Source organism: Photobacterium aquae (assembly GCF_001029445.1).
GTDB lineage: Bacteria > Pseudomonadota > Gammaproteobacteria > Enterobacterales > Vibrionaceae > Photobacterium > Photobacterium aquae.
Genome location: NZ_LDOT01000020.1, coordinates 132,606 through 152,456, shown reverse-complemented (window position 1 = coordinate 152,456; position 19,851 = coordinate 132,606). Strand labels below are relative to the sequence as shown.

Below are 19,851 nucleotides of genomic sequence, written 5' to 3'. Positions count from 1 at the left end.
AAGGAGTCAATGGGGACAGCTCGGATTCGATACACTTTTTCTCAGGCACTGAGGGGAAAATTATGCGCAATTATCTAGGGTGTTGCCTATGGGCAGCGGTGAGCCTTCTATTGACTGCCTGCGGCGATAGCGGAAACACCACAACTCCAACCGCGGCTGAACCCGCTCCCACCCGTACCCAATTCACCGTCTCGGTTGATCTTCCGGCAAATATGGACACCATCGCCTTTCAGTCCAATCTATTACGGCCAGCCTACGCCGATGCTGTAAGAACCCTTACTGAACAGAATTTCACAGCCGTTTGGCTCGATGATAAAGGGCTTATTGCCGATACGATTGAGATTAGCCAGTGGTCAACAACCGGCGATGGCATTTACACCCTCGAGGCTGGTACGCGTCCCAGAATCAATGCCGTCCTGCTACTTGATGTGAAAGGCATACCTGAAATCACCCTAGGTGAAACCCTGCCAGAAGGCCTCTATATCACCCCTCTGGCAACAGAACGATTGAGCATCACTCTTGAGTCATCCCTTGCCTACTTCGCCCTCGCTAAGCGCGTGGCGCAAATCGGCAACTGGGGAGTATTCGAAGACGTTTTTATCGAGGCACCACAAGGCAAAGTGCTCTTCGCGTATCAAGATATCAATACCATCGCAACGGACATCCGAGATACACTTTTTCCCAAATTAGGGCTACAAGGCCTAACACTCAAAGATCTGATGCAGCTCTCGCTGGTTAACACCATGATCGATGGCCGAATTGAGCGCTTCTTTACCGAGCAAGCCGCAACCGAAGCGGACATTCAGGCCATACTTAATGACGGCTATTGGCAAATCAGCACCGAGAACAGCAATGCCGCCGTCGGTATTCATGCTGACCAAACCCTTTATGACGGCGCTGAGACAACGGTAAACGAATTCCGCTGGAACAAGGACGGCAATCAAGCCATTTCCCTTGCCGAGTTTTTCACATACTTCAGTAACTCCACATCCTTCTCTACCGACGATATCCAATTGCAGGTCCTGACTAACGAAGGCTGGACCGGGATGTTCAACTACCTCAAGGTCGTGGCAATCACTCGCCAATCAGCGGTTTTGACCGATGCGGCCTTGGATAAAGAGGACGAGGCAGGCATCCGGTTATCCGCCGGCGTTTACCCTCTCGAGGGCAAGCGAATTCACGATTTTCTATCGAGCAAGGATAATCATTACATAACCCGCTACATCAAACCCGATGCGCAATTTAGTGCCGGATCCTCTGGGTTCTACTTTACTTGGCGACCAGAAAACGAGACATATCTGCTATGTGACAACACCAATGGCCAAGACGAATGCCGGATCTCCCCTTACGCCCAACCGGATATCGACTATGTCACTTTGGATGAGGTGATCACGCCGCTGGAAGATGTCGGTGCTGAGATTGATTCAGTCAACGGCTTCAAGCTCAGTGACAATATCGTCGTGGAGCTCATCGATGACGGGTTCTTCACCGTACGTTACTGGAGCAATATCGCCGCCGATGAATGGACGATCCAGAGCTATGGGGTATGGGCGTCGACAGGCGCATTCGGCCAGCAACTCATTCGCTTTGATATTCCCGATATCATTCGCCAGCTCTCTGACAATTACCAATTTAACAGCCAAAAACTGTTTCTTGTTGCTGATAGAGATTTTGTCCATATCGGAGAAGTCCTGCTTGACGGCGAAGAGTTCAACTTCTCAGGTTTTGACATTGACGCCAAAGAGCAAATCTTCGCGGCAACCAGCCGTGACAATCTCCCGCCTTTCGGCAACTGTGGATTTGGCAATACGGGCAATGCCAATTCGGATCTTTATCTCAATGCCGTTACCGAATGTGGTGGTGATGAGAGGCTAACAACATCAGCCCTTGATAACCTACTTGACCGCCACTGGGTTCAAATCAGCCCTGATGGTGAAATCAGCGCTCAAATCCTACGCGACAATAACCAATGGGAACAATACCGCCATACCGAACTCGAAACGGGCAGTCGCAGCTGGTCATTAGGCGACGAGGGATACCTAACCCTGACTCCCGACACCAACGAAAATGGCAACTATAACCGCTGGGCGCTCACGAGCCGAGATTACGACCAACGTCTACTGGCATTTAAGCAATATCGCCACCTTGAAACTGGTAGCGATGCCCCCCTTGATGCCATTGACAATGTCATGGTGCGTTATTATGCCGCGGATCAACTAGCTAGCTGTGCGATCGCCGATTCAGGCTGGGATCCGGATACCACAACCCCCGTAACCAAACAAACTTTGACGGATTACACCAATGCCGCAGCCAACTGCAAACAGATCTGGTTCGATCGAGATCCACGCTTTACAGAAACCCTGTTAGTTGGCCAAACGGGAGAACGCTCTGATGACAAAGCACTCACCTTTGCCAACGACAGCTCTCGCTACTTGAAGTTAAGTGACGATTTTTCCGGTGACTTCTTCCTTGGCCGTTATATCGACTCAGATGGCTGTGGCTTCAACTTCGAAATCAAATGGCGACTGGAAGATGACGGGACGCTGTACTACGAAGCGCTGGACGGCTCAATGAACGAACGATTGCAAATCACCGATACCGATGGATTGCGCTTAGCCATCAAAGCCTTCAACCACCAAACCCGCTGGCAAACCGACGAAGCATTAGCCTATAGCAGCAATGAAGGGGAAATATGGAGTGATATCATCACCTTAATTGATGCGGCCGATGTGCCCGATGTTACCCCCATAGAAGCCCCTCCAGCAGAAGAAACACCCGCTTCAGAGGGGGATGGGACGAGCGACGATGGAACAAGCGAAAGCACGCCACCTGTTGAAGAAGACACCGGTCCCGATGCAGGTACGATTCTCAATGATGGCAAAACATGCGCTTATCTCCCCGAGACACCCGCTCCATAAACAAAGCAAAATCCAACAACCCGCACATCGCGGGTTGTTCCTTTCAGGGCTCGCACAACAGCACAGCGAACACTTATTGAACAGCAAACAACCGGATAAGCATCATTTGTTGACCTATTTCTGTTTTCAAGCTATTACAAAGCTTGATGCTGAACGCCAGACAGGTAATATTGGTGGTTTGGACTCTGTCTTTGGGGAATGAGTCCCTAAGACAGTAATGAAGTGCCTTAACGGAGAATAATTTACACATGACTTACGCGCCTGTAAAAGACGTACTGAGCGGTAAGCTAGCGGTTGACAGTGAAGTAACTGTTCGCGGCTGGATTCGCTCACGTCGTGATTCCAAAGCTGGAATCTCTTTCCTTGCCATTTATGACGGCTCTTGTTTCGACCCGATTCAGGCCGTGGTCCCTAATGAGTTGAATAATTACCAGGAAGAAGTCCTTAAGCTGACGACTGGTTGCTCTGTTGAGGTCACTGGTAAAATCGTTGAGTCGCCTGCACAGGGTCAGGATTTCGAACTAGCAGCAACTGACGTTAAAGTTGTTGGCTGGGTTGAAGATGCTGACACATACCCAATGGCGAAAACTCGCCACTCTATCGAGTACCTACGTGAGGTGGCTCACCTTCGCCCTCGCACTAACGTTATCGGTGCTGTTGCCCGTGTACGTAACTGCTTGTCTCAGGCAATCCACCGCTTCTACCACGAGCAGGGTTACTTCTGGGTATCTGCACCTCTTATCACAGCCTCTGACTGTGAAGGTGCCGGCGAAATGTTCCGCGTTTCTACGCTAGACATGGAAAACCTACCTCGTACTGACGCAGGCAACGTTGACTACAACGAAGACTTCTTCGGCAAAGAGACGTTCCTAACGGTTTCTGGCCAGCTGAACGCTGAAGCTTACGCTTGTGCACTAAGCAAGGTATACACTTTCGGTCCAACTTTCCGTGCTGAAAACTCAAACACAAGCCGCCACCTAGCAGAGTTCTGGATGGTAGAGCCTGAAGTTGCGTTTGCAGAGCTAGATGACGTAGCCAAGCTGGCAGAAGACATGCTGAAGTATGTATTCAAAGCTGTACTTGAAGAGCGCCGCGATGACCTTGAGTTCTTCGCACAGCGTATCGACAAGCAAGCGATCACTCGTCTAGAGCAGTTCGTTTCATCTGATTTTGCTCAGGTTGACTACACTGACGCAATCCAGATCCTTCTTGATTCTGGCCGCGAGTTCGAATTCCCAGTTGAGTGGGGCATCGACATGTCTTCTGAGCACGAGCGTTACCTCGCAGAAGAACACTTCAAGGCACCGGTAATCGTTAAGAACTACCCGAAAGATATCAAAGCCTTCTACATGCGTATGAACGACGACGGCAAGACTGTTGCTGCGATGGACGTACTAGCACCGGGCATTGGTGAAATCATCGGTGGTTCTCAGCGTGAAGAGCGTCTGGATATCCTAGACGCACGTATGCGCGAAATGGGTATCGACCCTGAGCACATGAACTGGTACCGCGATCTGCGCCGTTACGGTACAGTACCGCACGCTGGTTTTGGTCTGGGCTTTGAGCGTCTAGTATCTTACGTTACCGGTATGGGCAACGTACGTGACGTGATCCCATTCCCACGTACTCCACGCTCTGCTAGCTTCTAATTATTGGCAATAAAACGTTCGACAATAAAAAAAGGCTACCTTCTGGTAGCCTTTTTTATTCTATCGCGACTCAGTATTACTCAGCCGCTTCCTGATCTTGCGGACGGAAACGATACTGAACACCCAATAGGAAATTTCTTAAAATCTGATCCTTACATTCGCGGTAATGCTTGTTATCAGGCTTTCTGAAAAAAGCACTTAGTTCATGGTTGCTAATCTCGCAGTCAACCAACTTCAAAACCTCGATGATATCATCAGCCTTAAAGTTCAACGCAATACGCAACTTCATAAAAATCATATTGTTGGTCAGACGTGACTCAGGGACAGGTTGCGGGCCTTCTTTCTTGCCACGTTTGGTATTAATCAAACCATTCAGAAAAATAGCCAGCTCATGATCGGTACATTTTGTAAATGCCGCATCATCTTCTTTCTTAAGCCAATCACTCACTTGCTCTCGAGTTACCTCATGATCCGCCTCAGCAAAAATATTCATCATCGCTGAATCATTAAAATCAAAGGTATAGCGAATACGTCGCAAAATGTCATTATTGAGCACAGTTGTTCCTAGTGATATTGCAGCCTTGTCGATATGACATACTGCCAAGTTGGATGCCATTCTAACAGATATATTTTATCCACTCAGATTTAATCGACCTGACCAAACTGCTATAGTGCTCGATTACAAACTCAATATAGAAACTAGACCATGGATACCCAACCCAATAACCCACTACACGGTATAACTCTCCAGACCCTTCTTGGTGAACTGGTTGATCACTATGGCTGGGAAGAACTAGGGCGTATCGTGAAAATTCGCTGCTTTACAAGCGACCCTAGCATCAAATCAAGCCTTAAGTTTCTTCGCCGTACCGAATGGGCTCGCAAAGAAGTAGAACAGCTGTACCTCGATACTTTTTTTATCTAGGTCACCGATCCCAAAGCTGCGGACCCCGCGCTATTCGGTAGAGACACCGCATTAACTCAACGTTATTTGCCCAACAACAAAAAGCCCGTACTAAGCTCAACTCAGTACGGGCTTTTATGATCAGAAGTTAAGCGGCTACCGCTTGCCCAGACACGCCTTTATCCACATCTTCGCCAAGAGTATTTGGCTCATCTTCATCCTTAACCAAGCTGACCATCAGGCCCGCGAATACCATCGAGCCGCCACCCAGCACAATCGCCATCATGGTATTACCGTCAAATGCCCAGCGGGTAAAGAAACCCAAGATCCCTGCAGCAAGTATCTGTGGCAGAACAATGAAGAAATTAAATACCCCCATGTAAAACCCCATTTTATTCGAAGGCAAAGAGCCAGCCAGAATTGCATAAGGCATGCATAGGATACTTGCCCATGCCAAGCCAACCCCCACCATGTTCAGCATCAACATAGAAGGATCTTGGATCAGGGCTATAGAACCTAAGCTCAACCCACCAATCACCAAGCTTAAACCGTGGACAAATTTACGGCTGGTACGCTCAGCAAGCCAAGGCAGAGCAAATGCCGCCAGTGCAGATATGCCATTGTAAGCAGCAAAACAAAGACCCACCCAGTCTGCACCTTGGTTGTATTGAGCAGAGCTGGTGTCGGTAGTACCAAAGATATGAGAGGTGACTGCTGAAGTGGTGTAAATCCACATTGCAAAAAGGGCGAACCATGAGAAAAACTGTACCACAGCTAGCTGGATCATCGTCTTTGGCATCGCCTTCAGATCGGCCAGCATACCCGCAAAACTCGCCTTTTCATCCGTTTCAGACGATTCACCAGCCTCATGGCTATAACTGGCTAACTCTTCAGGCGAATACTCCTTGGTACGGTAAACTGTCCATAGGATAGTGCCGATAAACACCAGTGCACCACACAAGAATGAAATTTTGACTGACGGTGGCACCTCACCTGCAGGTGCGGTATTCGCAACACCTGCAATGTTCGTCAGCAAATACGGCATTGCCGAAGCAACCACAGAGCCAACGCCGATAAAGAATGTTTGTACCGCAAAACCACGGGTACGTTGCGATGATGGCAAATTATCGGCAACCAATGCGCGGAATGGCTCCATCGAAATATTAATCGATGCATCCAAAATCCACAGCATACCAGCGGCAACCCAAAGATAAGGCGAATAAGGCATCACAATAAGCGCGAGCGATGATGCAACGGCCCCGAAAAGAAAGTAAGGGCGACGGCGGCCAAGGCGTGTCCAAGTACGGTCACTGAAGTAGCCAATGATAGGCTGAACCAGCAAACCGGTTAACGGTGCAGCAATCCATAGAATGGGGATTTGATCAATACTTGCCCCTAACGTCTCGAAAATCCGGCTGACATTCGCGTTTTGTAAACCAAAACCAAACTGAATGCCCATGAAACCGAAACTCATATTCCATATTTGCCAAAATGTAAGGCGTGGCTTTTCCATTATCGTATCCCCGAAACATACTTCAGCAACAACACGTGAGCCGTTGCTTTTTCTACGGTTAAAGATAAATTAAGCGTATTTCGCCATCTAGACGACGATAAAAAGACAAAAACATCATTTGTCTGCCTCTTCACCGCTTAAAATGGCCTTTTCGCTAATATTTAACCGCATTCCATCGGGGTGAAATCCTATGACAACCCTACCCCTACCATCCGTGATCGGTTTCACAGGGATGAACAGGGATTTCACAATATTTCACTTAATTACGTTTTATTTTTATTTTTTAATGGAAAACACTCCATTAAGTTCACAAAAAAGTCAGTATGGCGATAAAAATGTCGTAATTTTCTTGCAAAACAATTTGTTGGCTTTTTGACCAATTTAATCTGCACCTTACATAATTCGGCAACATACTCCTTTTGCTATTTTTCTTCGTTGGAATTGTTACAACTCCTTGTCATGACTGGCATTCACAGGGTATAAAGAGCTGATATATTTCTATTCTTACCAGCATGGATGATGACAATGTTTGAAAAAATTTCTGCCGCGCCAGCCGATCCTATTCTTGGCCTTACCGAAGAATTCAAGAATGACAGCCGCCCGGAAAAAATTAACCTTGGTGTAGGTATCTACAAGGACGAGTCAGGTAACACACCGGTCCTTGCTACGGTGAAAAAAGCCGAAGCGATTTTGCTCGAAAAAGAAACCACCAAATCTTACCTGAGCATTCCGGGAACCGCTGAATACGGCCTTGCGGTACAGCAACTTCTGTTCGGACAGGATTCCCCAATCATCTCATCCAAGCGCGCAAGTACCGCCCAAGCCCCTGGTGGCACAGGTGCACTGCGTCTCGCTGCGGAATTTATCAAGCGCCAGCTCGGCGATGTTACCGTTTGGATCAGCAACCCAACTTGGGCTAACCACAACGGTGTATTTGCAGCTGCAGGCCTTAAAACAACCCAGTACAGCTACTACGATGCTGAAAGCAAAGACATGGATTTCGACGCTGCGCTGACCGATCTCGCCAACGCCCAGCCTGGTGATGTAGTACTACTTCACGGGTGCTGCCACAACCCAACAGGTATCGACCCAGATTCTGCACAATGGCAGCAACTCGCCACGCTTTGCCAAGAAAAGCAGCTACTTCCAATGTTTGACTTTGCCTACCAAGGCTTTGCCAAGGGCGTAGAAGAAGATGCCCAAGGCTTGCGGATCTTTGCAGATAAATGCGAGGAACTATTGGTCGCTAGCTCATTCTCCAAGAATTTTGGCCTTTACAATGAGCGTGTTGGTGCCTTTACCCTGGTAGGCCGTACCGCCGAGGAAAGTGCAACGGCATTCAGCCAAGTGAAGAGCATTGCACGGGTTATCTACTCCAACCCACCAGCACACGGTGCTGCAATTGTTACAGAGATCCTGAACAATGATGCACTCCGCGCAGAGTGGGAGCAGGAAGTGGCCGATATGCGTGATCGCATCCAAGAAATGCGCGTTCTATTTGTACAAACCCTGAAAGATCTTGGCATCGAACGTGACTTTAGCTTCATCGAGCGCCAAAACGGTATGTTCTCATTCTCAGGTTTAACCAAAGAACAAGTTGCCCGACTCAAGGAAGAGTTTGCGATTTACATCGTGGGTTCAGGGCGCATCAGCGTTGCGGGCATGACAAAAGCTAATATGCAGCCTTTGTGCAAAGGCATTGCAGCCGTACTGTAAGCCAACGAGGCTTGGGGTATAAAAAACGGGTGCGTGGGGCGCACCCGTTTTAATTGCTGTCGTCATCAGGCTCAGGATTTTCCGTATCGCCTCCCGTTTTTGTCCGGGAAACACGGCGGATCTCCTCAGCCAGACTTATCGAGAGGCAAGACGTTGCAAAAAAGCTCCCTCTCATATTGATGCTCAAGCTGCTCTCGCCATGGCTTCTTTGATACAGGCACCAGATAAAAGACATCTCTGGATGTATCGGTAACAAACGCCATACCGTGCTGCATTAACTCATAATGAATGTCGTGAACAAAACCCAGCGAAAAACTCTGTCGACCGGTTAGCTGGTTGATATCTTCGCGCGTTAGGCTCACCCCTTGGTTCTCTTCAGCAAAGCGATTGCGTAGCCAGTCGGAAAACTCTCTAGCACTTATCATTGTCATACCTTCGCCTCCGCATGTTCCCGTCCATGGCAAAATTTGACGCTTACAAATTTCGATAATACCTAAGCAGCCTCTGTCAAACCCATTCCATGCCGTCAGCCAGTTCATTAGCACCCTAACGGTTCATGTCATGCCTATTCGCAAATTCCACCATAAAAATACGGTTATATTGGAACCCACAGGGCATCGATTATCTTGATGTTACTTGGGTATATTAATAAGTTATAGCAGAGATGAGACATATCGACAGGTTAAAGACAGCTTGCCAAACCTTAGCGACTAGGTGATTCGTTTTTGAGACACTTTGCAGGAAACAAACAATGGGGAAAGAGGATAAATCGAGAGGGGAAAGGAAGTAATACCCGCCCCTGTATAACAGGAACGGGTCTGGCATTCACTCACACCGAAGTGTGGCTACCCTTCAGGAAGGGGGATTACAGGGCTTTGTACAGCACCTTGTTACCTGCCAGTTGGATGCGCTCAACCAAACCTTCTTCGGTCAGTTTCTTCAACGCACCAGTTGCCCAAGAAGCGGCTTTCGCATCTTCCTGACCTGCTTCCAGACCAATCCCTTTAGGGTTGATACCTTCAGCATTCTTTACCACGATATCCAGCACTTGTTGCTGCTTCGGTGTCAGAGACACAGTTGCCGCTACCGCTGCCACTTCAGGCTGCTTTGCTTCAACAACAGGTTTTGCCGCTGGAGCAGCTTTTACTGTTTCTGCAGTTGGTGCTTTCTTTACCACAGCTTTTGCAACTGCTGGTTTCGCTGTTACTGCAACACCTTTCAGGCGTTTTTGCAGCTTCAGTTGGACTTTACGTTTGTGAGAGATTCTCATTAAATTTCCTACTCCGTTGCACTACTTTCAGTCACCACCATCCATCGAAATACCATACGGCAATCCAATACATCCAGCGGGAAAAAGTAAGCGCGTGTTATACCAAGGATGTCAGAGAAATGCCAGCAAACGCTTATTTAAGCGGCAACAAAAGATGATTTATCTCAAAAATCAACGATAAACTCTCATTTTTACACTTTAGAGAAAAATAATGCTCTCTGAAAACAAACAAATAGCAGCCCTGCACTGATCCCTCTCCAACTGAGCGAGCGTAATCCATAATAAGGAGAGTACCAAGCCGAGAATCTTGCTATGGACGAACAACTAAAAACACGCTTTATTCGACCGCCGCTCAAGCCCTTTGGCACCAACCTTTATGTTGCAGCGGGAGTCGGGATCACGGTAGGTATCGGGCTGCTTTGGTGGGAACCCTTCCGTGCTCCACCGGCCAGTGCCATCATCCTGCTCGTCTCGGCTATCATGTTGCTGCTTGGCTATAAAATCCGTCAAGGACGCGAACTCTCCCTCACGCTCACCTTCATGCACCTCCAGTTTCATAGCCATTATGGCGGATGGCTTGCTAAATGGCACAACATCGAGCGGATTGGGCAAGCCAGTGTTCAGACTGACGGTTGGTATGAGCCCATCCCATGGGTTGGCGTCAGCTTGAAAAACTATGATCCCTTCCTGACCGCCATATGTCCCAGAGTCGCGACTAAACTGCTTCTCGATCAACGCATCCTGCTCGTCATGGCACATAAAAGGCTCAGCGATCCCCCTTTCGAGCTCGAGGATATCCTGTTCGACGACACTCCCTACATCACTGCCGACGGGCAAACCATCAAAGGGCTCATGGCGATGCTGGCCAACCGCATGCGATATAACCGCGAGCTTCTCGGCTATGATTTCTTTATCTCGGAAGACTTTCTCGACTGCTCCGCCGCTGAGTTTGCCGGATTGGCCAGACGCTATCTGGCTGCCTCATGATGATGAACCGTTGACTGTGCCAGCAAGAACGGCAACAGCAGCAACCCAACGATCCCGGCAGCAGCCGAAATAACGGTAAAGAAGCCGGTCCAATGAAATTGCTCAACCACCAGCGCCAACGGATAACCCGCCATCGCCGCCCCCATGTAGGCAAACAGGCCAACAAACCCCGTTGCTGCACCCGCCGAATCCTTATGGGAACACTCAGCCGCCGCCATCCCTATCAGCATCTGCGGCCCGAATACGAAAAATCCAATGGCAAAAAAACAGCCGGACAATAAAATATAATTGCCCACCGGCATCAACCAAAGCGCCGCAACTGCAAGAAATATTCCAATAGCAAAGATAAGGTTCATCGGCCCGCGGTTACCGCCAAACAGGCGGTCAGACCCCCAACCAGCAACCAGCGATCCGACAAAGCCCCCCACTTCGAATAGCGACAGAACCATGTTCGCTTCAATCAGGTCGTAACCTTTCTCCTCAGTGAGATAAAGGTTGCCCCAGTCATTGACTGCGGTACGCACGATATACACCAACACATAACTAAAAGCCAACAGCCAGATATACTTGTTACTCAGTACATACTTGCGCAAAATAGCCGCAGTACTGAGCCCCTGCCCCTCTTGCTCCTGAGCCAATTCCAAGCGGTCATGACGCCACTGGCCTACCGTCGGCAATCCCAAAGTGGTTGGCTTATCACGCAAACGCCAACACAATACCAAGCCAACGGCCACGGCAATCATGCCGGGAATAATAAACCCGAGCCGCCAGCTATAGTGAAGAGTCAGGTACCCCACCAACAAGGGGATCAGAGCGCCGCCGACATTATGGGCGGTATTCCAGAAAGACCACCAGAACCCCCGTTCGGAACGTGAGTACCATGTCGTCATCAGCTTAGAGCACGGCGGCCATCCCCAGCCCTGAAACCAGGCATTGAACATCCATAGCATCATCAAGACCCAGAGCGAATCGGAGAAACCGAACAAGATATTCACCACACCTGTCGCCATGAGTCCCAAGCCCATAAAATAACGGGGATTAGAACGATCAGAGATGATCCCTGAGAAAAACTTCGAGGCCCCGTAGGTAATATAAAACAAGGTCCCCATCATGCCGATATCCGCTTTGTCCAAGCCAAGATCCACCAGCATCGCGGGCATCGCATAGTTAAAGTTCTTGCGGGTAAAATAGAACACCGCATACCCAAGGTACATGGTGAACATGATATGAAAACGCCAATAGCGGTAGCGTTCATCAACCGACTCGGTGTCGGTGATCGGCGGCAGTGGCTGAGGTGATTTAAGAATTCCCAACATCGAATAGTCCCGTTAGATAATCGGCAGACGGATCGTCAGGTGAGTACCCCGCCGCTCCCCTTGGGTATAACTACGAATACCGAATACACCACCGAGTGCCTCAACCCGCTCGCGCATACCGGTCAAACCAAACCCCTTGCTATTTTTCTGCATCACCAAATCGGTTGAAAAACCACGGCCATTATCACTGATCTCTAATGAGACCCATTCTTTGTCAATGACAAACAGCACATTGAGCCGACTAGCTTGGGCATACTTAATCGCATTGTTAATGGTCTCCTGACACAAGCGGTACAAGGTCACACTCAGGGTATCCTCGAGCGCTTCGGGTTCCATCTCTCCTTCCCAGTGAAGATCCACCTCTATTCCCTGAGCCTCACATTCGAAATCCCGCAACAATTGCTCAATTGCCGCCTTCAGGCCCATATCATCCAATGACTTTGGCCGCAGCTGGGTCAGCAGCCCCTTGGTGGTATCATAAATATTCAGTGACAATGTCTCGATCATTGCCGCGCAGTTGTTGGCTACGGGGGCAGAATCAACCCGTTTGATTATCGAGGCTTGGGTGCGGATAGCGGTAATATTTTGGCCTATTTCATCATGCAGTTCCCGGGCGATATCGCGCCGCACGGACTCCTCCGCCCGAACCAACTGCTGAGACAGACTGTGGTTTCGGGTCAGTTGCTGCCGTAACTTCTGGTTGAGCTCCCGCTGACGCTGAATACCCATTCCCAGCAAAATCCCGGTCAGGCTCTGAGCTGTCAGCGACAACATCAAATCGGTAATGGCCAAGTCGCTACTGCTTCCCCTTGCCGCAATCAGCACCACGCTATTGAGCAAGGTTCCCAGCAAAGCTCCCTGCCATCCGTAACGGAAGGCCAATAGAATAATCGGAATCGCCAGACAGAACGGAGCAAAGCGCCGCATCTCTTCAGGCAACCCCAACTGAAGAATAATACTGACAACAAAAAGCACGGCATAAAACAGGATATGACGGATCCGCAACGAGACTGGGCGGGAAACCAACCCGACGGTCAACGGGACCCAAGCCTGCTGAAACAGGTAGCTCCATACCAAATAACAACTCGGCACCAGCATGACACCACCTGTTATCGTAACCAGCACAACCATCCAGCCATGAGTATCAAAGCCACCAGAAACAACAAAGTTGATCAGGGCCGATAAGAGGATCACCGCCCCCATTACCCCCAAGCGGCGCAACTGGGTACCGAAATAAAAACGCTGGGCAAACCATAGCAACGCCACGCTCAGCAAGCTCGCTACCAAGGCCGACAACCACAACGGGTTATGGACCAGTGGAGCCAACGCCAACATCAGACTCCATTCCGACGCATAAACAACGGGCCAATATTTTTTCGGGCAATGAAGCAGAATTCCGGTGCGCAGGGCAAACGGGAACAGAAAGACAGCCAGTTCCGCATCAAGGGTGAAGTAGGAGGCGATCACCCAAAGGCAGAACCAGCCACAGGAAAGGAGCAACCAGCCACACAAGGACATGACAGCATATTGGCGCATCAAAGCGTCTCTTGGTCAAAGTGCTTTGAGAGTTCGACATTATTTTTGGCATCGAGCTTATCCATCGCATGGGCACGGTGAACATGGACAGTCTTATGGCTCAACCCCAGCTCATTGGCAACGGCCTTAACATCCATCCCCTGTGCGAGCATTTCCGCCACTTGGCGCTCACGCCGGGTAAGTTGCGACACACCAGAAGGCGTTTTCGCCGTCGTTGCCAGTTTCAGCGCCACCTCAGGCGTTAAATAACAGCCGCCACCGGCAGCCGTACGTACCGCCTGGATAAGTTCATCCGGGCTGCAACGCTTGCTCAGATAGCCCCGAGCCCCCACTTCTAGCGCTTTTTCAACAACCGACGCCGAATCATGGACGCTCAGCATAATACAAGCCAATCCCGCCGGGAGGTCTGCAAGCAAAGACAGGCCGCTTTCATCTGGCATTGAAATATCAAGAATGCACACCGTCGCCCCGCTGCCCGGCAACCCAAGCCGTGCTTCCTTGGCCGAACCAAACTCCGCCACGACATCGATATCTTCTTCCAGTGCCAGCAATTGGGCGAAACCAGAGCGGACAATCACATGATCATCTACCAGTGCTACCTTAATCATCTTGAACCCCAGCGGAAAAAAAGAGACTTAAACTACCTGTTAGCCAACCGTGAAACAAGACCAAAATGTAATTAGTCATTAATGATTCATATCACAACAAACAAAAAAACTGCCCGGAGGCAGTTTTTCCAAAGGGATGATTCCCTATCTATATCATTTCGGACCCGAAATGCTTATGCAGATTCAAGCTGCATTTTTTCCTGCTCTTTCTGGATACGCTTTTCACGGCGGATCTTCTTCTCTTCGGCAATCGCAACAAAGATAAGCAGTACAATACAAACCGCAGCTGATGTATCAAGCGCAGCAAACGTACCTTTCCAACCTGTTAGGCCGAAGATTGGCGTACCGTCGGCAATCATACCTAGGCCCAGTTTCGCGAAGCTGTCACCGATAAGGTAAGCAAATGTACCCTTGATACCGTCCGCCACACTGATCGCTTTCTTCGGTACAAAACCAACTGCAGCAACACCGATCAACAACTGTGGACCAAACACCAAGAAACCAAGAACAAACAATGAACCAAGGTACATGTACTCGTTAGTTGCATGCTGGTAGAACTCAAGAGCGAAAATAATCAGAACCAGAGACACACAAGCAACCAAAGCACGGCGACCGTTTGCAAGGTCAGACAAGTAACCCCACATCAACGTACCAACCAGCGCACCCACTTCGAACAGTGTAAAACCTGAGATAGCCGCTTCTTTTGACAGGCCTAGCTCCTGGTAAGCATAAACAGTAGACCACTGATCGATACCGATACGCACGATGTACAAGAAGATGTTGGCAAAACATAGCAACCAGATGATCTTGTTCTTCAGAACGTATTCCATGAAGATTTCACGCTTGCTCATCGCATTTTCTTCAGCGTTGACATCTTCTTCGCTCACTTCCTCGCCGAACAGCTCTTCAGCCTTGCCCAGACCGTAGGCTTCCGGTGAATCGCTACCAAAACGCAGGCCGATGAAACCAACAACCAATGCAACAATAGACGGGAAGATGAACATACCGATAACGTGGCCGTCAAACAGGTAATTAGCACCAAATAGCGCCACGCCTGCCGCACCAGCACCACCTACGTTGTGAGACATATTCCACAGGCCAAGGTAGGTACCACGCTTGTTGCGCGGCGTCCACTTGGTAATCGTCGAGTAACTAGACGGACCACCGGTACTCTGGAAAAAACCACTCAGGCCATAGAAGGCAATCATCAAGAACAGGCTAACGCTGCCGCCACCCATACTGAAGCTGAAGCCCAACATCGCAAGGCCGGAAAGAATCAACATGAAAGGAAGAAACTGTTTGGTGTTCTTTCCGTCGGCATAGTAAGAGACTACGGTTTTACCGATACCGTAAGTAATAGAGAAACCCAGACCGATCATACCCAGCTCTGTCATAGACAGGCCGTAAGTAGAGATCATGTCGTTCTGAGCCACGTTGAAGTTTTTGCGGATCAAGTACATGGCCATATAGCCAATAAACACCACCAAATATGATTGCATAAATGGCTTGAACCACATCTTGCGACGTACTTCGACAGGCAAATCCAGCGTCGGTTTTCTGACCTGCTCAAGAAGCTTTAACATGTGAAACCCTCAATAATTCTCAACACCGTCGGCAGCAAAGTGCCACGTAGCTGGCCGTCATCCTGGGTAAATAGAGTAATGTGCTATCCTCGGCGACCGACAGAACCAACTAACGAACTGCCAATATCGGGGAGAAAAGGGATGATGATGACCATTGGTGATGAATTCTAGGGAGGGAGTAACAGGCTGGCTTGAGAAGGCGACCTAAACAAACTAGGAAAAAGTCCTAAGTTCGGTCAGACAGTAAGGAAAGCGTGAAAGCTATCACAAAATAACGTTGGTACATCGACATCATCAATAGAGATAACAAAAAGCCCCTGCAAATGGCAGAGGCTTTCCAAAATACTTAATACAGCGGCATTTCGTCTGCCACAAACGGGTTGGATGCCCGCTCATTGCCAAACGTCGACATTGGCCCATGCCCGGGCACAAAGGTAGTCTCATTACCCAGTGGCCATAGCTTATTTTTGATTGAGCTAATCAATGTCTGGTAGTCGCCACGCGGGAAATCGGTTCGTCCGATCCCGCCCTTGAACAGCACGTCACCGACAAATGCCACTTTTGCCATTTCATTGAACAGCACCACATGACCCGGTGTGTGACCCGGCGTATGGTAAACATTCAGAACCTGATTGCCGATTTCAACCGTATCGCCATCATCCAACCACTGATCAGGATCAAACGCATCGGTCATTGGGAAACCAAACATTTCGCTCTGACGCGGAAGCCCCTGCAACCAGAAAGCATCCTCTTTATGCGGGCCAACAACGGGAACGCCCAGCTCTTTAGCAAGAGGCTCAGTCCCCCCTACGTGATCAAGGTGTCCGTGGGTCAAAATCAGCTTAGTGATTGTCACGCCTAGCTCGGCGGCCTTTTCTTTCAGGAGGTGAATATCACCACCGGGATCGATCAGCGCTGCCTGCTTGGTTTCATCGCACCAAACGATCGAGCAGTTCTGCTGAAACGGGGTCACCGGGACAATCTCAAATTGTAGACTCATTAAATTCTTCCTAACCAACGCTAGATAATAGGCTCTGGCAGCAGAATAACAGCCCCACCAACAAAAACCAACCGATGGCGAATACAGCAAAAATAGCAAAGCCGACAACAACCAAGAGAGGGAGGTTGAGTCGGCTTTGTGATTAATAGATCGATATTATATGTATTGCTATGTGGCAAATGTTCTTAATAACTAGCATAGCACAGAGCCATTTGACACATATCACCCATTCCAGCGGCGAACAGGCCCGGTATCAATATGCACAAAGCCACTTCGTGGGTAATATCCCACCCCGCCTAGACGAAGCTCAAGCGCAGCATTGCGAATCCGTGAAAGCGACACGCCTTCTAAATTGAAGTCGATCGCCTGCCCCTTCATATGGAAGCTCTTTTTAGCAACCCCACCGGTCTTTTGCAACGCCTTATTCGTAGCAGGTGATCGGTATCCCGAAATAATCCTGACTTGGCCTTTGTGTCCCAGTTCTGACTGAATTTCTGTGATGGCATCAAACAACCGACGGTCCATCTTCGCCACTTCGTTACGACGAAAATCGCGACAAATATGATTGATTTTTCTCAGCTCTTCTTTGAGATAAAACTCACCGTCAAAGTACTCACTGTCAAGCTCTTCCCTTGTATGAATATTGCACAGTGAAATCTGACGAGGGTTCTGCCGTACATTTACCGATTTATATGGACTCGCACTTACCATTCCCGGCACCAAACTGGCACCCAAAAACGCCCCTCCAGCCAACAATAACTGGCGACGTTTGTAATCAATCTCAGACATAACTCAACAATAACCAATCGCTAACTTTTGCTTGGTATTATTCTTTTGTAAAAAACGATACACCAAGAATTTCCAGCAAGATAACGTTCAGATATTATTCAGTCAAACCCCCAAAAGCCAATAAATCGACGAAATATTATGCAGAAAACGCCTAATTATTGACTACAAAGAAATTTATTCTGTGTAAATAGATGTAAATAATTCCTGTTTTTGAGACGTAGCAACAAAATCATCATAGCTGTAAACGTCATTGCGGTAGTTAACGGCTCCCTCACGATCTACCCAAGCCGTTTGGTATATAAGATGAACAACCACTTTATGCTGCAACCCCACTGTCTTGGTTTTCGTACGTGCTTTGAGTTGGTTTACCCGCTGTTCGGACACGCCCGAATGAGTCAGAAGAATCCGAGCAAGATCGGCAGCTTGCTCAACCCGTACACAACCCGAACTAAATGCTCTTGTCTCTTTGGCAAACAGAGCCTTTGCCGGAGTATCATGAAGATAAATGGCCTGATCATTGGGCATATTAAACTTAAAGCGACCTAACGCATTACGTTTGCCCGGTTTTTGCCGTAGCCGGTAAGGGAAGGATTTAGCATTCATCAAGCGCCAATCAATGGTATGGATCGGGATTTGCTCTGAACTGTTCCAGCTACGAATTACCGCAAAATTATTTCGGTGCAAATATCCCCTATCGCGGCGGGCCTTAGGCAGAATATCCTTGCGCATGATCGACATCGGCACATTCCAATATGGATTAAAAACCACGGAAGCGACTTTCGTTGTCATCACGGGTGTTCGTCGGCTCGGTCGGCCAACTATTACTTTGCTTTCAAGCACATGCTGGTTATTCAACCATAAATTCATGCTGTAGTTGGGAATATTGACCACCAAAATAGAGGTGCTTTTTTGCTGCCACAACCTTGCCCGCTGGGCATTGAGAGCCAGCATCCGCATTCGTACCTGCGGTGAAATTGCCAACCACTGACGGGTCTGAGGCCCAATCGCTCCATCTACCTTTAAACCGTGTCGTTGCTGAAATTTTTTCACCGCATTCGCTAAATCGATATTGTAGGTACGTACACCCGCAGCCCGCAGTTGCTGTGCCTCGAAGTCTCGAAGATCACCCAATGACTCCAGTATCGTAATCAACCCATCGGGATCTCGGAGCCGGACGCCAAGCCGGATAATCCCGGGTTGATAGAACGCCGGCCAACGCTTGGTCGCTGACTCTTCCAGTGATTTTATTGCCAGCAACAACTGAGCATAGTTTTCATCTGTTGGTTGAAAACTACTGACAAAACTATGAAGTCGGCCTAACTCTATCTCACTATAAAGCCGCGATAACGCCTCTTCAGAAGGCAGCGGCAACCGGCTATCTACCCCATTACCGAACAACCACCCACGACCGTACGCGGGTAGCCCCTCTATATAACTCATATAGGCAAGTAAGGTATCGGTGGCCAGCAAATCATACTGGCGCCAGTCATTACTCTTTTTGAACTGGCGTAACTGGCGGTAACGCTGGCTAAAATCAGTACTCACATTGGACATGGCCAATATCTTCAGCTGCTGCTCAAACTCATTGGCCGCAAACGTATCCTGCCATAGCGGTACAAATCCCATGCCGTAATACAAATCAGCTAATTGATCGACATAACGTATGGTCCGAATTTCAGATGCAACCTGATCAATCCACTCGCGGGCCTGATTCTGTTGCAAAAGATCACCGGTCACCAAATCGTCCGGCTGTAACTGCGATGCTGTCGTCTTCACGGAAAGAGGTTGCTGCGGGGTATAGTCATCTGCCATCGCAGACTGTAAACAAACAAGCAGCGCACCAAGGCCCAAAATACAGAGTTTTGTCATTGCCCGCCGACTCCTCACGCCTTTAACTAGAGTATGGCAAATCCCATACATGACGGAGTAACTTTAGCCGCCGGAGTCAGCTTGTCTTGTTTCAATTATTGAAATCGCTATTAACCAACCGATAGTGCCCAAAAGAAGCACAAAACTATGCTGGAAAGGGTCAAAATACTACACAAAAACGTTCCAGTGGTTA

Annotated in this window: 16 protein-coding genes; 5 read left to right on the top strand and 11 right to left on the bottom strand. The window is 48.8% G+C overall.

Translation table 11 applies throughout. The features are described from left to right. Positions 1-62 precede the first annotated feature (62 nt). Positions 63-2,918, top strand: a complete 2,856-nt coding sequence (locus ABT56_RS13945; RefSeq protein WP_053062497.1) for a hypothetical protein — start codon at positions 63-65, stop codon at positions 2,916-2,918. Between the two features lie 248 nt (positions 2,919-3,166). Next, a complete protein-coding gene (gene asnS, locus ABT56_RS13940) occupies positions 3,167-4,567 on the top strand; it encodes an asparagine--tRNA ligase (protein ID WP_047879493.1) in 1,401 nt (466 codons plus the stop codon). Between the two features lie 76 nt (positions 4,568-4,643). Here asnS and ABT56_RS13935 read toward each other — a convergent pair whose 3' ends face one another. Beyond that, positions 4,644-5,123: a YehS family protein gene (locus ABT56_RS13935; RefSeq protein ID WP_047879492.1), complete on the bottom strand. Its 480-nt coding sequence runs from the start codon at positions 5,121-5,123 to the stop codon at positions 4,644-4,646. Positions 5,124-5,273: 150 nt separating this feature from the next. On the opposite strand from ABT56_RS13935, the gene ABT56_RS13930 reads away from it, so the two are divergent. After that, positions 5,274-5,492, top strand: a complete 219-nt coding sequence (locus tag ABT56_RS13930) for a VF530 family protein (protein ID WP_047879491.1) — start codon at positions 5,274-5,276, stop codon at positions 5,490-5,492. Between the two features lie 127 nt (positions 5,493-5,619). On the opposite strand, the gene ABT56_RS13925 is transcribed toward ABT56_RS13930, so the two are convergent. Further along, a complete protein-coding gene (locus tag ABT56_RS13925; RefSeq protein WP_047879490.1) occupies positions 5,620-6,984 on the bottom strand; it encodes an MFS transporter in 1,365 nt (454 codons plus the stop codon). A gap of 525 nt (positions 6,985-7,509) precedes the next feature. Between ABT56_RS13925 and ABT56_RS13920 the strand changes: the two genes are divergently transcribed. Next, positions 7,510-8,700: an amino acid aminotransferase gene (locus ABT56_RS13920; RefSeq protein WP_047879489.1), complete on the top strand. Its 1,191-nt coding sequence runs from the start codon at positions 7,510-7,512 to the stop codon at positions 8,698-8,700. A gap of 125 nt (positions 8,701-8,825) precedes the next feature. Here the strand turns inward: ABT56_RS13920 and ABT56_RS13915 are convergent, their stop codons facing one another. Further along, positions 8,826-9,131, bottom strand: coding sequence for a hypothetical protein (locus ABT56_RS13915; RefSeq protein ID WP_047879529.1), 306 nt, complete (start codon positions 9,129-9,131; stop codon positions 8,826-8,828). 434 nt (positions 9,132-9,565) lie between these two features. After that, on the bottom strand, positions 9,566-9,970 hold the full coding sequence (locus ABT56_RS13910) for a hypothetical protein (RefSeq protein ID WP_047879488.1): 405 nt from the start codon (positions 9,968-9,970) through the stop codon (positions 9,566-9,568). Between the two features lie 312 nt (positions 9,971-10,282). Between ABT56_RS13910 and ABT56_RS13905 the strand changes: the two genes are divergently transcribed. Beyond that, positions 10,283-10,957 (top strand): DUF2982 domain-containing protein, encoded by a 675-nt coding sequence (locus tag ABT56_RS13905; protein ID WP_084722289.1) that lies wholly within the window; start codon positions 10,283-10,285, stop codon positions 10,955-10,957. Here the strand turns inward: ABT56_RS13905 and uhpC are convergent. The 7 genes from uhpC to ABT56_RS13870 all read right to left on the bottom strand — a co-directional run bounded on the left by uhpC (position 10,939) and on the right by ABT56_RS13870 (position 19,658). Further along, the gene (gene uhpC, locus ABT56_RS13900; protein WP_047879487.1) at positions 10,939-12,273 is read right to left on the bottom strand and encodes an MFS transporter; all 1,335 of its coding nucleotides are present in this window, start codon (positions 12,271-12,273) and stop codon (positions 10,939-10,941) included. The genes ABT56_RS13905 and uhpC overlap by 19 nt on opposite strands. 12 nt (positions 12,274-12,285) lie before the next feature. Further along, positions 12,286-13,809 carry a signal transduction histidine-protein kinase/phosphatase UhpB gene (gene uhpB, locus ABT56_RS13895; RefSeq protein WP_047879486.1) on the bottom strand — a complete coding sequence of 508 codons (1,524 nt, stop codon included), beginning with the start codon at positions 13,807-13,809 and terminating at the stop codon, positions 12,286-12,288. Then, positions 13,809-14,417, bottom strand: coding sequence for a response regulator transcription factor UhpA (gene uhpA / locus ABT56_RS13890; protein WP_047879485.1), 609 nt, complete (start codon positions 14,415-14,417; stop codon positions 13,809-13,811). Before uhpA ends, uhpB begins: the two co-directional genes overlap by 1 nt. Positions 14,418-14,590: 173 nt before the next feature. Next, on the bottom strand, positions 14,591-16,000 hold the full coding sequence (gene uhpT / locus ABT56_RS13885) for a hexose-6-phosphate:phosphate antiporter (RefSeq protein WP_047879484.1): 1,410 nt from the start codon (positions 15,998-16,000) through the stop codon (positions 14,591-14,593). A gap of 346 nt (positions 16,001-16,346) precedes the next feature. Further along, a complete protein-coding gene (locus tag ABT56_RS13880; RefSeq protein ID WP_047879483.1) occupies positions 16,347-17,000 on the bottom strand; it encodes an MBL fold metallo-hydrolase in 654 nt (217 codons plus the stop codon). 222 nt (positions 17,001-17,222) lie between these two features. Next, on the bottom strand, positions 17,223-17,789 hold the full coding sequence (gene mepK, locus ABT56_RS13875; RefSeq protein ID WP_047879482.1) for a peptidoglycan L,D-endopeptidase MepK: 567 nt from the start codon (positions 17,787-17,789) through the stop codon (positions 17,223-17,225). A gap of 174 nt (positions 17,790-17,963) precedes the next feature. Continuing rightward, the gene (locus ABT56_RS13870; protein ID WP_084722287.1) at positions 17,964-19,658 is read right to left on the bottom strand and encodes a L,D-transpeptidase family protein; all 1,695 of its coding nucleotides are present in this window, start codon (positions 19,656-19,658) and stop codon (positions 17,964-17,966) included. Between the last annotated feature and the right edge of the window lie 193 nt (positions 19,659-19,851).

Excerpts from the sequence above, each read along its gene's own strand:
- ABT56_RS13905 (WP_084722289.1), top strand. The coding sequence starts at position 10,283 with ATGGACGAACAACTAAAAACACGCTTTATTCGACCGCCGCTCAAGCCC.
- asnS (WP_047879493.1), top strand. The coding sequence starts at position 3,167 with ATGACTTACGCGCCTGTAAAAGACGTACTGAGCGGTAAGCTAGCGGTT.
- ABT56_RS13930 (WP_047879491.1), top strand. The coding sequence starts at position 5,274 with ATGGATACCCAACCCAATAACCCACTACACGGTATAACTCTCCAGACC.
- ABT56_RS13915 (WP_047879529.1), bottom strand. The coding sequence starts at position 9,131 with ATGACAATGATAAGTGCTAGAGAGTTTTCCGACTGGCTACGCAATCGC.
- ABT56_RS13945 (WP_053062497.1), top strand. The coding sequence starts at position 63 with ATGCGCAATTATCTAGGGTGTTGCCTATGGGCAGCGGTGAGCCTTCTA.
- uhpC (WP_047879487.1), bottom strand. The coding sequence starts at position 12,273 with ATGTTGGGAATTCTTAAATCACCTCAGCCACTGCCGCCGATCACCGAC.
- ABT56_RS13870 (WP_084722287.1), bottom strand. The coding sequence starts at position 19,658 with ATGACAAAACTCTGTATTTTGGGCCTTGGTGCGCTGCTTGTTTGTTTA.
- ABT56_RS13925 (WP_047879490.1), bottom strand. The coding sequence starts at position 6,984 with ATGGAAAAGCCACGCCTTACATTTTGGCAAATATGGAATATGAGTTTC.
- ABT56_RS13910 (WP_047879488.1), bottom strand. The coding sequence starts at position 9,970 with ATGAGAATCTCTCACAAACGTAAAGTCCAACTGAAGCTGCAAAAACGC.
- uhpA (WP_047879485.1), bottom strand. The coding sequence starts at position 14,417 with ATGATTAAGGTAGCACTGGTAGATGATCATGTGATTGTCCGCTCTGGT.
- uhpT (WP_047879484.1), bottom strand. The coding sequence starts at position 16,000 with ATGTTAAAGCTTCTTGAGCAGGTCAGAAAACCGACGCTGGATTTGCCT.
- ABT56_RS13920 (WP_047879489.1), top strand. The coding sequence starts at position 7,510 with ATGTTTGAAAAAATTTCTGCCGCGCCAGCCGATCCTATTCTTGGCCTT.
- mepK (WP_047879482.1), bottom strand. The coding sequence starts at position 17,789 with ATGTCTGAGATTGATTACAAACGTCGCCAGTTATTGTTGGCTGGAGGG.
- ABT56_RS13880 (WP_047879483.1), bottom strand. The coding sequence starts at position 17,000 with ATGAGTCTACAATTTGAGATTGTCCCGGTGACCCCGTTTCAGCAGAAC.
- uhpB (WP_047879486.1), bottom strand. The coding sequence starts at position 13,809 with ATGCGCCAATATGCTGTCATGTCCTTGTGTGGCTGGTTGCTCCTTTCC.